The sequence below is a fragment of the Ruegeria sp. SATB045 genome (assembly GCF_059613525.1).
Genome location: NZ_JBXWSR010000010.1, coordinates 23,502 through 39,999, shown reverse-complemented (window position 1 = coordinate 39,999; position 16,498 = coordinate 23,502). Strand labels below are relative to the sequence as shown.

Sequence of the window (16,498 nt, the reverse complement as noted above, 5' to 3'; positions counted from 1 at the left end):
CTGCAAAACACTGTCTGAGCGACCCATCGAACTGTTCTCCGTGCGGCAGGAAACCGTTATTCAACCCGCTTTCTTTTGGCATGCGGCATGCCCGCACACAGCAGAAACGGCTCCCTACATTTATCGGGAGCCGTGTTTGCTGAATAGGTGGGTCTTTCGAAATTCAGGCGTGTCCACCACCGATCAAGCCGATACCCGAAGTCAGGCCGAACCAAGCTTTGACCCGCAGACCAACCGCCTTGATGATACCCATTGCCTGGATCCCATGCGCAACAAGTGTTCCTTCCATGTCACCTTCAAAATTGGTGGTGTAGGATTGAACGATACAGCCGCTGCCGGGCACCAAAAGCTCCCAGTGCTCTGGGTGTACGAGGTCCAGATGAACGACGATTTGACCCCGTTTTGCCTTTTCGCTGGGCTCAATCAGGCGGCCGCTGGGCGCAAGCTGGCCGGAAGAGATCGAGTCTTGAATACGCACGATCCTTGCTGGGAGAACCGTATTGCGCATCGAGATGTTAAAGTTACTTTCACAGGCAACTTCCGCCGCCATGCCTTCGTACAACTCAGTGCGGGATACCTGCGAGAACCCGGCCACGATACGTCCACGCTCGGCGTCTTTGCGGTCAGGGACGATCAGCATGGCGGGGCTCATGGCTGCCTGAGCGGCGCGCGATCCAACGTTGAGCGTGACCTGCTCGACTACACCGTCCACCGAGCTGAGCGTCAACGTCTTGGACAGTTCCACCTGGGCCTGTTTCAGCGAAGCACGCGCTGACGCAAGCTGGGCTGGCAAAACGGCGTTCGCCTGAACTTGTGCTACGCCCAATTGTGTCTCAGCTCTCGAAAGACCTACCCCCAATTATGGACCTGTTGTTCGTCTTGTTCTCTGTACTTGTAGTTTTTACTTCCACAGCTGCGATCGTACTGAAAGGGTCAACACTGCGGGCCGTCTTCGGCCGAGGATTGGCTTCTCTCGGCACAGCGCTTATCATTTCGCCCATAGGGCTCTCGGTCCTATTCGCACTATACCTTCAAGACTGGGTATCGATCGTAGTAGGTACGTCTATCGAACAAGCGGGAAGAACAGCGATATCCTTGTTTGGTGGCATCTTCGTAGCCAATGCTCTCGCTATGGGATTGGCTTTTGGATGTTTGTCTCTGCTACTTGGGATTAGGCTAATACCAAATCGTCCAAAATCACTCATTTCGCCTTAGGCGAGTGAATTTCCACTTCGGGCTCAATGCAGTCATTCGGTGTGCAATGTATGAACGACTTCCCTGCGGACTTTGCCGTCATTGGCCCGCTTTCACCGAAGGACCGCAGACAGCCTAAACCGCACATTCGCAACAAGATTTTGCAATTTCCGAGATGCGAGACATTACCGACAAAAAAGACAAAACTAAAACTCTGGTTTACGATAGGATAAACCGTTGCTTAGACAGCCAGTTTTTGATTTCAACCTAGTTCAAGCGCTCTTGGGATTTTGCGCCACCAACTTAATCTTCAGGGATACTTGACCCGAAGAACTCGAACTTTCGAGTGCCACCCACTGTGATCGGTTTCTCGTTGGCAAAAACACTGCTATCAAATGAGAACGAATTATCTGTTCCGATCATCTGAATGTGAGAATAAATGCGCTTAGCTCTTTTCATTCTCTTTCCGATTATGTTTGTCGGGTTGCTTGTTTTTCTGATCTTTGGCTTGAAACCGCCCAACAGTATTAAGCTGGCTGCTGGCATAAGCGGCGGCGGATATTGGCAAGTTGGACAACTCTACAAAGCAGAACTTGCACGTGACGGCATTCAGGTAATTTTAGTTGAAACCGAGGGGTCTGTTGAGAACATTCAGAAACTTGTTTCTGGCGAAGTGGATGCCGCATTTGTTCAGGGTGGCCTGGAAATACCTCAGGACGAAAACTTACAGTCTTTGGGCGCCATTTTTCTTGAACCCATGGTGGTGTTCCGCGGAAAGTCTAGTCCAGTCGGGGCCAATGCAGGAGAATGGGGAGACATTCGCTTAGCTGCAGGAACCAAGGCGTCCGGTACTCGCGCCGCCGCTTTAGCGCTAATTGAGGCCGCCGAGTTGCAAAATGTCGGCATAAACCTCGTCGACGTCGGGGGCAATGATGCGATAAAGGCGTTATATGCCAACGAAGCGGATGCGGCGTTGTTTGTCGCTCCACTCGATGCACCTTACCTTATGGATGCGATTTTTGATCCAGAAATCATTTTCGTCCCTATGGCTTTGGTCGATGCCCTTGCATTGAAACTTTCCGGAGCGAATTCGGTAACTGTACCGGCGGGATCAATCACACTTGACCCTCCAAGACCACCAGAGGACGTTAAGATCTTAGCATTGCGAGCTTCACTTATCGCCGCATCCGATCTGCACCCTGCAGTAACCGATAGGTTAGTGAATGCAGCAAAGAACATTCATAGCGAACCCAGTATTTTGCAAAGTGCGCGCGAGTATCCGAACACGGCTTCACCGCCTGTACCACTGAACAAAATTGCCACAGAACTCATAAACTCTGGCCCAAACTTTTTGCATGGCGTCTTGCCATATTGGATCGCAGCACAGTTTGGCAGCGTGCTGTTATTGCTGTTGCCTTTGTTGTTCTTAGTACCGTTTTTACGGATCGTCCCGTCCAGTTACGTGTGGTTTCAAAAGCGCCGGGTCTGGCGTTTTTATCAGCGTATCACGGCGCTTGAGGAGGAACTCAGCAAGGCTCAGACCTCAACTGAGCTTGAAGAAGTCGCCAGAAATATCGAAAACGTGGACACCGCCCTTGCAAATCTGAATCTGCCGCTCGCATACCGCCAGGGAGCATATGATGCACGTTTGCACATAGGCCTAATTCGACAGGAGATTGCGCGTCGTCAAACTGCAAAAAGTTGATGAAACCTCAACGTTCGCAAGTAAACCACGCTAAAATACCTTTTTAATTTGAGACTTCGATACAGGTGTGTGCTTTAGTTATTGCGTGTACGCCGCTTTGGGGTCGCAGCCATCGTTTGCAGAGTTTAATTGAGCGGCCGCTGTGCTGGACGAATAGAGTTCAGATTATGCGTCATAGTTACTTGTATTGAGCGTTGTAAACTTTGAGCAAAATATGAGGTTAGGAAATGATCCGTTTAGCATCTATTCTGACTATCGCGCTTGCGGCTGGTGCGTACGCCGAGGACGTCCCAAGCACTCAACCTGGCGACAGAGAATATTCCCCCTACCCACAACAAAACTTCCCTAATCAAGTCTATTTCGGCGACACTCACTTGCATACATCATACTCTGCCGATGCCGGTATGATCGGCAATGTACTTGGCCCTGATGAAGCATACAGGTTTGCCAAAGGGGAAGTCGTTACATCCAGCACCGGTGTCGAAGCGAGGTTGCGCCGACCATTGGATTTTCTGGTTGTTGCCGATCACGCCGAGAACCTTGGTCTTGCGCCGCTGCTCTCAGCCAAAGATGCCACGCTGCTCTCCACGGAGTTTGGCCAGCAACTGAACGCGGCTGTCGAGGCCGGTGATCCCGTTGGCGCATGGTCGATTTGGAGCCAAGCCAAGTCCACTGGCACAGACCCATTGGCAGATTATCAGGAGATTTACCAAACAGCGTGGAGCAACATTACCTCTGCCGCTGAGGCACACAACCAACCGGGTTTGTTTACCGCGCTTATCGGGTTCGAGTGGACCTCAAACCCACAGCGGAACAACCTGCACAGGAATGTCATATTCAACGGTGGCAAAGAGGGCGCTGACAAGATCATCCCGTTCTCGAACTTTGATAGCTTCGACCCCGAAGACCTTTGGGCATGGATGGAACAAGCCGAAGAGACAACAGGCCAAAAGCTGCTTGCGATCCCGCACAATGGCAATTTGTCCAACGGGTTGATGTTCGACGAAGTGCGCTTGTCCGGCGAACCGTTCGATGTTGAGTATTTCAAACAGCGTGCCAAGTGGGAACCGATCTACGAAATCACGCAAATGAAAGGTGACGGCGAAGCACATCCCATGCTGTCACCAGACGATGAATTTGCTGACTTCGAAACGTGGGACAAAGGACAACTTGGACCAGAGCCCAAGACACCGGAGATGCTTCCACGCGAGTATGCGCGGGCTGCATTGCGGCGGGGGCTTGGATACGAGGCGGAAACAGGGACAAACCCATTCAAATTTGGCGTGATCGGCTCAACTGACGCTCATACATCGCTGTCCACGGTTGGCGAGGACAATTTCTTCGGGAAAGTCGCGGCTGTTGAACCTACTGCTGACCCGATCCGATTTGAAGAAGTCGTCGGCGGCATTGGTGGGGACGAGAGTGTTGCCCAATTTGCATGGCAGACTTCGGCGTCGGGTTTGGCGGCCGTTTGGGCAAGGGAAAACACCCGCGAGGCCATTTGGGATGCTTTTGCTCGGAAGGAAGTCTATGCGACCACGGGGCCGCTCATGCGTATTCGTGTTTTTGCCGGATTTGAATTCGACGAAACAGACCTGCCACGTGCGGATTTTGCCGCGTATGGATATGAAAATGGTGTTCCGATGGGGGCGGATTTGCCAGCGGATAGTGAAGGTCGGTCTCCGCGCCTTCTCATCCGTGCGCTCCGTGACCCCGATGGGGCTAACCTCGACCGTATTCAGATTGTCAAAGGCTGGCTGAACAGTGACGGCACAACGTCGGAACGTGTTTATGATGTTGCTTGTGGCGGGCGTGAACTTCTAAACGCGGGGTGTGACGGCCCGGTTGGCAATACGGTGGATGTAGAAAACGCGTCTTGGACAAATGACATCGGCCAGGCAATTCTCACCGGATATTGGGAAGACCCGAACTTCGACCCAACGCAAAACGCGTTTTACTATGTCAGAGTGCTGGCAATACCAACGCCGCGATGGACGACATACGATGCAAAGGTGTTCGGAACGGAGATCCCAGACGAAGCACCGCACTCGATACAGGAGCGGGCCTACACATCACCAATTTGGTACACACCCAGGGATGAGTGATATCAGGTTAAGACTAAAAATCACTTAGTCTGTTCTGGGCGCACAGCAGTCATTCGGCAATTTCAGATGAAAGACCGCTCTGCGAACTATCCGATCATTCAGTTTAAACGTGTTAAGGCAGAAGAATGGATCAAACCGTAAGATGGGCAATTTGCTCGCAGTCACAATGTGTGTTGCAAGAGCGATCCAGGCTGAACCTGTTCGGGTACACGTAACCATCGAATTGAAGCTTGTTAAACGATCCGCAAATAGTGGCCTCAGCAAAGCAGCAGAGTTTAAGTGCCACTATCAATCCAAACATTACTCGACCGGTGACCAATTAGTGTCTGGATCATAGGCAGTTATTTCAGCAGCAATACTGAGTGTTTCCGGGCCAAAATCTGCCTCGTAGACTATGCCGTTTTCGCCAACCAGAAAGGAATGGATACCAGTTTCTCCGTAGTCTGCCGGTATTGCCAGCAGGGCATGTCCTGCAACGAAGTGATCCCCGACGAAATAAGGGTAGGCACCCCCAGGAGCGTTAGGGCCCTGCTCTTGCAGGATTGTGTAATAATAGCCAAGAAACGGCTCGGCTTCATAGTCAGCCTGACCGTCACTCCACCCCGAAGCTGCAGCGCGGGCGAGCGCTGCACCGACAAAGCTGTCTTTACCGGGCCAGAATAGTCCGTTTTGCTCTTCGGGATCAGAAATGATCGTCTGAGCGAATTCCATAACGCCATTCCCGTTATGGTCCACAAGCCGGAAAGCTGCCTGCAGGTCAACATAGGCTTCAAGCAAATCGATCACTTCCAACTCATTCAAGCCTATTTCACGAGCTGAAAGTTCCTCGATACCAGCCTCCAGGTCAAAGCGCCAACCATCATCTTTTCGCAGAATTGGGATAGGAAAAGGCCAATTGTCTTCACCCAGAAGAAGTACAACACCATCGTCCTCTGGCCGGAAACGATACCCCTCGGCATACATGCTAAGCAATTCCTGCCTTCTTTCTTGATCTTCCGCCGGATCACCCGTTCCAACCAGATCTTCGGCTTCAGGCCCGAAAATTTCGATCAGCTTGCTCTGATCATTAGCCTTCAACGCATCAACAAAAGCATCCAGTGCGGTTTGCGGCGTGTCAAATCTGGCTCCTTCAGAGAGAGCCGGGCTGGTGGTCGCGGCAAGCAACAAAATTGAAAATACTGATCTACGCATCTTATCGTCTCCGCTTGCCTTTAGCGGCGTGTCCACGCTTGGACGCGCTTTGAGTTCTGCTGCCGGACGCCTTTTTCTTCATCGCTTGCCCTTTGGATGCCGCGGGCTTGCGCTGCGTCGATGCGGCTTTCTTCGCCTGCGGCTTTTTAGCGGTCTGGGGTCTTTGTGCTACTGGCTTTTTCGCTGCATCTGGACGTTTAGTACGATCAATGGCCTGTTGCTTTGCAGCGGCCTTATCCCGATTTGCGTTGCTCCGGTTCGCTAGTGCCCCGCCTGCTACAGCCCCTGCACCGGCGCCGACCGCAGCTGCTGCCGCCCCGCGGTCCCGGCTGATATCTGCAGCACCAGATTCTCGGCTCAACTTTGCACGCAGCTCATCCGTGCGACCGTCAGGACGGCTAACCGGCAAGTCGCCGCGGCCGCTTTCAGGTCTTTTGTGGTCTGCTATTTTGTTCCGGGCCTCCTGTTGCCGGTCAGGATCGGGGTTCCATCCGACATCCGTTCGGTCACCTAAATCTATATCATTGCCGATATTGACGTTGCCATCGACGTCTATGTCGATGTTTGGATTTCTGTAAATCGGACCGCCGCCCCAGCCACCGCAATTTCGGCACCCCCAGTAGTCATACCAATCATCGTCGTCGTCAAAAATTTCGTCGATCAGGGCAACGGCGCCAAACGTTAGTAGTGCTGCGCCCACAACATCCCCGGTTGACGGGCCAGTATAAACCGTCTCGGGATTGTATTGTGGGACGTATACCGTTTCGGGTTCTGTCGGTGTAATTACTACTGTGTCGTCGTTAGACACTTCGACAGTTTGCTCGGGGCCTGAAACAAGAGCGCCGCTGTCAATTGCCTGATCCCGCATAACCTGCACCGCATCCATCACATCATCGGACTGGGCCAACATGGCTGTGCCGACTGTCTCGGTCCAGTCGATATGGGTGGCCATCTGCCCAACAACTTCGGGAAACGCCGTTGCCAACACGCTGACAGAAGGATCCCATCCCATTGCTTCGATTTCCGGCTCAAGTTCAACGGGGTCGCGGTCGGCGTTATCCAGCAAATACCGCTCAGCCTTAACAATTTCCAATGGCTGGGTGGCCGCGACAAATATCTGTATGAGTAACGTGTCGGGATAAAGAGCAACCGGGGCGACCAATGTCTGCAACTCAGCGTCAGTTAGCAGGCTGGACGAGGTCGCCGAGGTATCATCTTTTCCCGCCACATCTTCGGACGACTCTTGCGCTAACGCGAAAGTAGATACGCAAACACCGAATGCAATTAATAGAAACCTAAACATATTGCGATCCTTCGATTTCTTGAAGGATCACCTAAGACTGCGATTCTGGCAACCGGTCAGTCAAATAGACGGTTTTGGGGTAATAATGACCCCCAAATCAAGTTTGAGCGAGTGTTCGCTTTGGGCTCGAAGAAGACGTTCACTGCACTTTGTATGAGTGTCTGCTATTCTTAGTTACCGGTCGTTCCGTCATGCTCGAACCTGAGGCTTTGAAGCGCCAGTTCCAATGATTAGTGTGGTATATTTAGTGGTATGCATTTCACCTTCTAAGGTTTTATAAAATTTTAAAAAAGGTTATATAAAATATATGGTTGCTCCTCGGTTCGCCATTTGTATCCTTGTCAGGCGACACATAGATTTGCCACCAGCGACAGAACCTTGCCACTTTCGCCTCACTTCCTTCATCCAGTACCTAGACCAATTTCAATGATCCTGATTTCTCTTTTGGAAAAATCAGGGCTGATTTGCAGATCAGACGCCGAAGGCGCCTGTTCCTGCTGATCTGCCACGTGGCGAACGCGGATATCGGCATTCAATATTGACTCGCTTAGTGATGAGCAGGCCCCGGCGCTTCAAGCGTACTCTAATTGATGGGAAATTGGATCCCAAGATCAAAGCGGAAACCACCCGCACAGCGACCTGCAATGGAAACCGCCGCGCAAGTTCACAAGAGCCAAAAACCAATACCGCTTAGTTGTCCGGTGAAACGGGGGCTGGATCACACACAAAACAATGCCTCGCATTCGTCTGGGTGGAAACTCAACGAGTCCTTTGCCAGTGACGACTTGTTTTGTCGCGCCAACACAATTGAAAGCGAAGCGTTGTGGTTTAGGTCTCCTAAGCGAACTTCTGAAGCGACGCTCGAACGTCAGGGGGTACGGCTGTAAAGCGAACGGTAAAGCATCCGTCCTGATCGTTTTGATCCAGTACTTTCGCAAACACCGTCAGGGGTTCGGTAGAACCGTTTGCTTGCGTGATTTGAATTTGCAGATCCGTAAGGGGGCTGGGTGCCTCTGTCGTCATAATACAGGCTTCCGACGGGGAAAGTTTAAAAAGCTTGCCCTCTTGGGCGTCGCCAACGACTTGCTTGCCAACGACAGTCCTAAAGTGAACGGGTAGAGGTGGATTTATCTCGACCAATTCGACCGGTTGAGCGGACAGGCTGATGTCATAAGTTCCACCCACGCCAAAAAGTTCGTGCAGCACCAGCGGCTTGCCAGCACCCTTGGGTTCGACTGTGCGCTTGCTGCCAAGTTCCAGGGGCGCTCTTGACGACTTGAGTGTCTCATCTGCAATCAGAATTTGCCCACCGACAGTATAGCTTTCGATCCGCGCCGCCAGATTGGTCGTGCTACCGACAACACTGTATTTTGCGCGCTTGTCCGAGCCGATGTTTCCGACCACAACTTCACCTGTGTTCACCCCGATTCCCATCTCGATTTCAGGAAAACCATTCGCGGTGTTCCACTCGTTCACCCGCACCATCCGCTGCTGCATTTCCAAAGCACAGGCCAGGGCGCGTTCAGTGTCGTCGGGTCTTTGCAGGGGGGCGCCAAACACCACAAGGATTGCATCACCGATAAAGGCATCAATCGTGCCGTTGTATTTCTGAATGACGTTTGTCATCTCACTGAGATAGCTGTTCAGCATAGCCACGATGTTTTCTGGCGGCAGTGTGTCGGACAAGGTCGAGAAACCCCGCAGGTCTGACATCAACACCGTGACCGTCGTCTTCTTACCGCTAAAGTCGATCCCGTCCGCAGATTTCAACAGTTGATCGACGACTTCGCTGGCCAGAAACTGGCCAAAGGTCTGTTCTAGGAACTTGGCGTGAACCTCAAGTTGTTCGGTGCGCTCGCGGACTTTGTCTTCGAGATGTTCAACGATCTCGGCATTGCGCATAGATACCGCAATCTGACCCGAAAGCAGTGAAAGCAAATGAGCGCGTTCAGGTTTAAACGCTGCACTGACCAGATTGTTTTCCAGAAATACAAGGCCGATCAGTTCGTTCTGGTGCAGGATCGGCTGACACAGAACCGAACGTGTTTCGTTTTCCTGGACATAGGCGTCCACCATGAACCGCTCATCAATCTGAGCGTCGTCCACAAGGACAACATCATGCGTACGCGCCGTATAGTTGATCACGCTGGCCGGGACCAAACGTGCGCCTTCAGCCGAGTCGAGCCGAACGGGTTCCTGAACGCCAGTTCCGTCGGATATGACGCTAACCTCGGTTTCGATCACCAGATCGTCCCCGCGCGCCAGTAATAGAACGCCGCGCTGCGCACCGGCGTTCTCGATCAAAATTCCAAGCAGCCGATCCAATAGGCGCCCCACAACCACTTCGGCTGAAATGGTTTGCGCGGCCTTAAGTAAGGTGTTCAGGTCAAGATCTTGCCCAAGCAAGTGATTGGTCGCGACTTGCGTACTCGCAGAAATGCTTTCTGTCACAGGCTGGCTGGTGGCGCGACGCTCGCGATGTTCGGCAAGCAGTTGCGGGAACTCCAGCTCAAGCTCTTCGACTTTGCGTTGAGCCCCCCAAAGGCGGTAGGCATGTCGTGCATCCCGCAGATACATCATCCCGATCCGGGCATTCGGTCGTGGGGTCATGATGTACCGCGCGGCCAGTTCGCAGGCCAACGCTTCGTCCTGAAGGAACCGACCTTTTTGAGCCGCCTCAATAGCCCCGTCAAACAGATCGAGGACTTCGACATCTTTGCCATCCAGACGTGCGACTTCAGCAGCGACCATTAGGCGTTTGGCTTCAAAGTTATCTGGGCCGGACTCAGCCCATTGGCCCAACCTTTCAAGATTTGCATCAAGCTGGGCTCTGAGATCCGGGTCGGGGTCACCGTGCTGCAGAATAGCCGCAATGGACAGGGACTGATAAAGCAGGTGATCGGCAAGACAAGGATGGTTGATCACAAAGCTCAGAAGGGGCTCAACGAGTTTTGTCTCGAGCAGTGCGTCATGAGGGCGTCCAAAGACATACAGAGCCTGCGCTTTCAAAATCCGATAGAAACAGATGGCCATGGACATCTGGTTCTGCTCGCACGCTGACAGAAACGCGGCTTCGTCCAGGTCGTCAGTGGAGAAATCGGCACTGGATTGCGTGCGCCCGGCCAGGGTCGAAAGCCCCAGACGATAGGCGTTGATACCTGCGGCTGCCCCATGGTTCTGGGCTTTGTGCAGAGCGCCCAGTTGCGCGGGCATCGCATCCAGAACCTGGTCCAGCGGTTTGCCGGCAAAACTGTCTATCACGACCCGGTACATGACCAGATATCCAGCCCACAAGATATCGCCCGAGTTCATTCCCTCGCGATAGCCTCGTTCGATCACCGGAATCGCATTGCGAACATGTTGGACCCACGGGATCAACTCGACACCTGTGACCAGGCAAACGGTTGCAGTCGGCGCACGCGCTCCGAACTTGTCACACAACCGCAGGGCCAATTCCCCAAAGGCCAGACCTTCGCGGTACTTGCCCATGAATGCACCGATGATCAGGCCAAAATTGGCAAAGAACAACGCGGATTCCGGTGCGTTGCCATGCTTGAGCGACAGTTGAACAGAGGTGCCGACGATCTGTGGGAAAAGTTCCTGCCTGTTCAGGAAGGCCGCAATGGTCAAATGCCGCAAACAACGTTGGGCCAGCGCGATTTCTGGGCTGTCCACGTCCGGGTTTCCGAAAAGATCCGCAGGGTTGCCCTCGCCCAGCATACCGGCTGCCTGACCGATAGCGTTTTGCCCAGCCTCTTCGAGGTTCTCGAGGCTCATCTGAACCCCGACAAGCTCCAGCGCTTTTATCCCTGCGTTGATGGCTTCGTCGAACTCCATCAAAAGGGTGTGCTGGGCGATCCGTGTAAAGTAGATCTCGGCTTTCTCTAGGTCGGTGCGCGCATGTTCAAGGGTTGCGTTAACGATTTCGGTGCAACGTTCGAAATTACCAGTTAGATATTCCAGAGATGCTGACAGGTTTTGGGCCTCGAACATCAACTCGTAATTCTGGTTCCAGCCGTCCGACCCCAAAAGCTCTGAGGCGGTGTTCACGAAAGACAGCGCGGCACCGTACGCGGCCGAGTCAAAGGCCTTGCGGGCGGCTATCAGGTCAAGATGGGCAAGATCAAGCTGTTCTGCTCGGTCCTCCATATCGTCCCGGCCGATATTCAACTGATCGACCACCTCGAAGATACGGTCGTTTATTTCATCTTCCGCAAGCCGGGCTCTCAGTTGGCGTCCGATTGCAAGGTGCACGCTGCTGTGGCCGTCTGTTTCGATTAGGCCATACGCCGCCTGTTGCACTCTGTCGTGCTGAAATGCGAAATCCCGCACGACAAGCGGCGACAGCGCGTTGTCCATTTCCGTCACCACAAGATCGGACAATGGCTGAATCATCTCTTCCCTAATTGCGGGCAACAGACATTCAAATGCTTGTTGAGGTTCGATCTTGAGGATCAGTGCCAGTGTTTCAATATCGAAACGGTTGCCAATACAGGCCGCAATTTGCAGTACGTTCTGCGTATCCTGTTGAAGGCGCCGCAGTTTTTCAAGCAACAGATCAACCACGTTGTCGGTTATTTTGGCAGCGCGGATCGCCTGGATGTCCCAAACCCATTTCGCGGGTTCACCGTTTGACTCGGATTGCTGGGTGATCAGTTTTTCATGGTGCAGATCCGTAAGGAACTGACGCACGAATAGAGGATTACCCTGCGTTTTTTGTACCACAAGTTGCGCTAGGTCGATCAGTCGTGATGCGTCGGCGTGTAGCGTATCTGCAATCAGGCTGGCGATATCCGACATACCCAATGGGGCAAGGGACAGGCTGGACAGACGTCCCCCGGCTTCTTTTACAGCATCCAGAGCACGGGTCATCGGATGCATCGCGTCCACTTCGTTGCTGCGGTACGCTCCGATCAGCAGAAGGCGCCCGATTTCTTCATCGGTCAAAATCACGGACAACAGGCCAAGCGTTGCGCTGTCGGCCCATTGCAGGTCGTCCAGGAAAAGCACCACAACCCGGTCATGTGCACACAAAGCACGCAAGAACCGCCGAACTGTTTGATTGAAACGGTTCATCGACTCGGCGGCGTCCAGTTCCGGAGCTTCCGGCTGCGGGCCGATGATCAGTTCAAGTTCGGGTACAACGTCCAACAGAACCGAGGCGTTGGGCGCCAGGGCTTCGTTCAGTTCTTTGTGCCAGGTCGCGTGGCGTGTCTGGCTTTCGGTCAAGAGCTGCCGCACGAGGTCTTTCAGCGCGACTGTCAGCCCCGAATACGGGTCGTTCTTCTTGAACTGTTCAAATTTGCCTTTGATGAAATACCCGCGTTCACGGGTGATCGGTTTGTGGACTTCGTTGACCAGCGCGGTTTTACCAACGCCTGAATACCCTGAAACCAGCATCATTTCAGCCGGCCCCTGCCGAACGCGTTCAAAGGCCTCTAGCAAGGTGCGCACTTCGCGGTCACGACCGTATAGCCGCTGGGGCACAGTGAAGCGTTCTGTCTGGTCCCGACGTCCCGGTTCAAACCGGTCCAGGTTCACGCCAAGGCGAACGGCTTCGAGATCGGCAATAATTCCTGCGGCGCTCTGGTATCGGTCTTCAGCCTTTTTGGCCATCATACGCCCGACAATCTTCGACAGGGGCAGCGATACATCTGGATTGCGGCGATGCGCCGGAACCGGTTCACGCGCTACGTGGCAATGCACCAGTTCCAGCTTGTCTTCGGCCTCAAACGGGGGTACGCCGGTCAGCATTTCGTAGAAAGTCGCACCCATGGAATAAAAGTCGGTGCGATGATCAAGGGTCCGGTTCATGCGTCCGGTCTGTTCCGGCGAGATATAGGGAAGCGTACCCTCCAGAACTTCCGGGCTTTTCAGAACAGGATGTTCGGTCGAAAACTGCGTCGCAATCCCAAAGTCGATCAGTTTGACCTCTCCCGTGCCGGGATTGATCAATACGTTCTGAGGCGAGATATCCTTGTGAATGACGTTGGCTTGGTGGATGCCCTCTATGGCGCGGGTGATCTGCAGGGCGGTCTCAAGGAATTCGTCATGTGACAGCGCCCGGCTGGAGAGCAGTTCACCGACTGAAATGCCATCGAAGTCTTCCAGCACCATCATCAGCGATTTGTCGTGACGATTGAGTTGAAGAGCACGGATCACGCCCGGCAGGTTCAGGCTGTTGGTAATCTCAAACTCGCTGCGGTATCGCGCAAGTCGGCTGGCGCTGGGGAAGTCGTTCTTGAGGATCTTGATGACCACATGTTCCCCGTCCGAGTCCCGTGTTGCGCGAAACACAAAGGAGTTGGTGCCTTCATAGAGACGTTCGGACAATTGGAAGCCCGGGACGAAGGACATATTGATATTAGACATGTGTGCCGTTACCCGCCGACGTATTGTTTGCGTTATAATAGCCTATACCATGGCCAACTTGTGCAAAATTTAGTTCCGAGAAGTTTCCGAACGGGATGAATTTAGTCAGCTTGGGCAAGATGTCCTGCTCCCAAATATCCTGTTTCGTGCAAGCGCCGATTTCCGTGCCCGGTAAGTCGCGTCCGACATCCAGAAAATCACTCATGGCACCGATATGCCCCCTCAGGTACGCGTGTTTTCCAGCGTACTCAAGACTGCGCGCAGCCAAATCCCAGAACGGGCTGTTCCAGCGTGAACCACGCACATAGTGCCAGGCGATAAACAACGAGTTGCGCAAGACATAAGCCCGCATTGTTCTGTTGGCATGATCGACGGCTTGGATATCTGTTGTGCTTTGGGGGTGATGGTCCGTCATCCAGCGCTGCGCAATACGGACCTGCATGATCGTTGCGCCAATGGCGGTGGCCTCAAGCGGTTCAACGAACGAGGCCGCGTTGCCGATAGTAAAGACGCGCCCATCAAACCACGTGCGCCGCATGAAATTCGGAAAACTGACCCGAACGCGAATCTCGGCCAGTTCCGCACCTTCTTCTTTGAGGAAGCTGTCGAAATCCGCCAATACGTCCTCATCGCTGTTTAGCGAGGGATTGAAAACATATCCGCACGATGTCCATTCCCTGAGCGGTATCTGGAAGATCCACCCGTGTGGCCGGGCAACGATGCGGGACATGCTGGTGTCCTGGCTGGGCGGAAGGCGGCGCACCATCGCGCGGCCTGTCGGGATCCAATCCATTCGGATGATGTCAGGGTCTGCCGGTGCTTGATCCCACGCCCCCGGAGGAAAACCGCGCGCGTCCAGAACATAGTCGCAGTGCAGATGGCTGCCATCCTCAAAACCAATGTTCACGCCGCCGGGCAAGCTGTCCAACGAAACCACCCTCGCATCCATCTGGGTCGCGCGCACATGGTCTCGGATAATGCCAGTCACGCGACCGGCGTCAAAGTGGTATCCGAACAGGCGCGGTGGCTGGAAGCGGTTCACGAAATCCACGTCCCGTGATCCCCAACCTTCATAATAGGACCCCGATTTGACCGTCGCGCCGCACCGTTCCGCGATTTCATCCGGACCGACGCCGGTGACTTCGTCTAGCCACAACGGGAACCGCGGTGTGGTTCCCTCACCAACGCCGATCGTCGGAATGCGGGAATCGTAGATATGCCAAAGCTGCGCCTTTGGGAAATAGCGGGTCATATGGGCCGCAGCGATGAATCCGGCGGTGCCTCCGCCCAATACAGCAACTTTCATGCTACGGCCTCGTTCAAAAAGGATTCGGGTGCGCGTAGCATATGCTGAAACTCCAGCAAAACTATGGCCAACGCTGGGTCAAATGGCGCGGCTTGAACAAGACTTTCGATCTGAGGTGTCAGGTTGGTATTTGCTTCAGGGTCTGTCCATGTTCCGGTGGCAATGTGCCACGGCCATTCATTGTGCCGGGCCAATTGAGACTGGAAAGACCGCGCGTGTGGTTCTGGCTGATCCAACCATCGCGAAAGCAGCTGGACCCCCCGCGCGGCCGCAGTCATTCCTAGCCCGGCATAGGGATCCAGCGCGCAAACACTATCGCCAAGAGCAAACAGGTTTTCGGGCCACGAGGGATAGTCCTCATACCGACGTCGACGGTTTGCCGTGCGTCCAAACAAATGCGGCGGCGCGACTGTTTCGGCGTGTTCCAATATGTCAATCAAGGTGGGGTCGGACAAACCAGCCGCCAGCTTCAGTACACCCGGCCCATCAGCGGGCAGAGGTTCAGTTTCGGGCGTTTGCAATACCACGCCCCAAAGGTCATTTTCAGCACGCATTATCATTCCCGCACGTCCGCTCGATTGGCGGGTAGGGGCCAGCGCAAGCCCGTGCCAGTCAGGGGCTTTATCCGCAGGCAGGCGAACCCAAAGTGAAACGTATTGCCGACCGGGCGCGATCTCGGTTCGGGTGATGCGATACGTGTCTCCGAAGTGCTGGGCTAGCCACCGCGGCAGACGCGAGGCCGCGCCGCTGGCATCGATGACAAGGTCGGCATTGTCCAAGACCTGAACAACGCCCGTGGTCGTCTGAACCCGGACACCAGAGACGCGCGATGCGTCTGGCGTGAGCGTCAGACCCATGACGCGATCGCCTTGGCGGATGCGTATATTTCCGGCGCGGCTCAGTAATCGGGTCAGCGCCGTTTCAATCAGGCACCGCGAAGCGCCGTACAGGGTTATGCCGGTTTCAACCCGCGGGAGCCATCCCGAAGATACCCGCATCGCGACATCCGCGCCCGCATCGTATGGTACTGCACCCAGCGCGATCAATTCCGCGCGCCAACCGGGCACCAGATCGTCAAACGCGCGGGCCCCGGCACCCATAAGCATGTGCAGGCAATGGCTTTGCGGCACGGCTGAGCGGGCCGCTGGGGCGCTGCTGTTTGGTTGGGCATATTCAGACCGTTCAAGCACCGTGACGCGCGTAAACCGGTCTTTCAGCATATGGGCGCACAGCAGCCCTGCTATGCCGCCACCAATGACCAGCGCATGTGCGCTTTCCTTGGCTGGCGTAAAGGGCTGAGAGGCTGCTGGCGTGACCATGCC

The 16,498-nt window shown here is 54.2% G+C and carries 8 protein-coding genes; 2 read left to right on the top strand and 6 right to left on the bottom strand.

The genetic code is table 11. The features are described from left to right. Positions 1-163 precede the first annotated feature (163 nt). Entirely contained in the window at positions 164-826 is a 663-nt protein-coding gene (locus tag AC2FNR_RS01710) for a hypothetical protein (RefSeq protein ID WP_496847755.1), read from the bottom strand. An 807-nt stretch (positions 827-1,633) separates the two neighbouring features. Here AC2FNR_RS01710 and AC2FNR_RS01705 point away from each other — a divergent pair. Further along, positions 1,634-2,899, top strand: coding sequence for a TAXI family TRAP transporter solute-binding subunit (locus AC2FNR_RS01705; RefSeq protein ID WP_496847754.1), 1,266 nt, complete (start codon positions 1,634-1,636; stop codon positions 2,897-2,899). 227 nt (positions 2,900-3,126) lie between these two features. Next, positions 3,127-5,004 carry a DUF3604 domain-containing protein gene (locus AC2FNR_RS01700; protein WP_496847753.1) on the top strand — a complete coding sequence of 626 codons (1,878 nt, stop codon included), beginning with the start codon at positions 3,127-3,129 and terminating at the stop codon, positions 5,002-5,004. A 300-nt stretch (positions 5,005-5,304) separates the two neighbouring features. On the opposite strand, the gene AC2FNR_RS01695 is transcribed toward AC2FNR_RS01700, so the two are convergent. From AC2FNR_RS01695 to AC2FNR_RS01675, 5 genes are all read right to left on the bottom strand, one after another. Then, complete coding sequence (locus AC2FNR_RS01695) at positions 5,305-6,195, bottom strand: DUF2950 family protein (protein WP_496847752.1); 891 nt, start codon at positions 6,193-6,195, stop codon at positions 5,305-5,307. 1 nt (position 6,196) lies between these two features. After that, the gene (locus tag AC2FNR_RS01690; RefSeq protein ID WP_496847751.1) at positions 6,197-7,498 is read right to left on the bottom strand and encodes a DUF3300 domain-containing protein; all 1,302 of its coding nucleotides are present in this window, start codon (positions 7,496-7,498) and stop codon (positions 6,197-6,199) included. An 837-nt stretch (positions 7,499-8,335) separates the two neighbouring features. After that, positions 8,336-13,870: an AAA family ATPase gene (locus AC2FNR_RS01685; RefSeq protein ID WP_496847750.1), complete on the bottom strand. Its 5,535-nt coding sequence runs from the start codon at positions 13,868-13,870 to the stop codon at positions 8,336-8,338. Next, the gene (locus AC2FNR_RS01680) at positions 13,863-15,176 is read right to left on the bottom strand and encodes a tryptophan 7-halogenase (protein WP_496847749.1); all 1,314 of its coding nucleotides are present in this window, start codon (positions 15,174-15,176) and stop codon (positions 13,863-13,865) included. Before AC2FNR_RS01680 ends, AC2FNR_RS01685 begins: the two co-directional genes overlap by 8 nt. Beyond that, on the bottom strand, positions 15,173-16,495 hold the full coding sequence (locus AC2FNR_RS01675) for an FAD-dependent oxidoreductase (RefSeq protein ID WP_496847748.1): 1,323 nt from the start codon (positions 16,493-16,495) through the stop codon (positions 15,173-15,175). The genes AC2FNR_RS01680 and AC2FNR_RS01675 overlap by 4 nt, the downstream gene beginning before the upstream one ends. Positions 16,496-16,498: the final 3 nt, after the last annotated feature.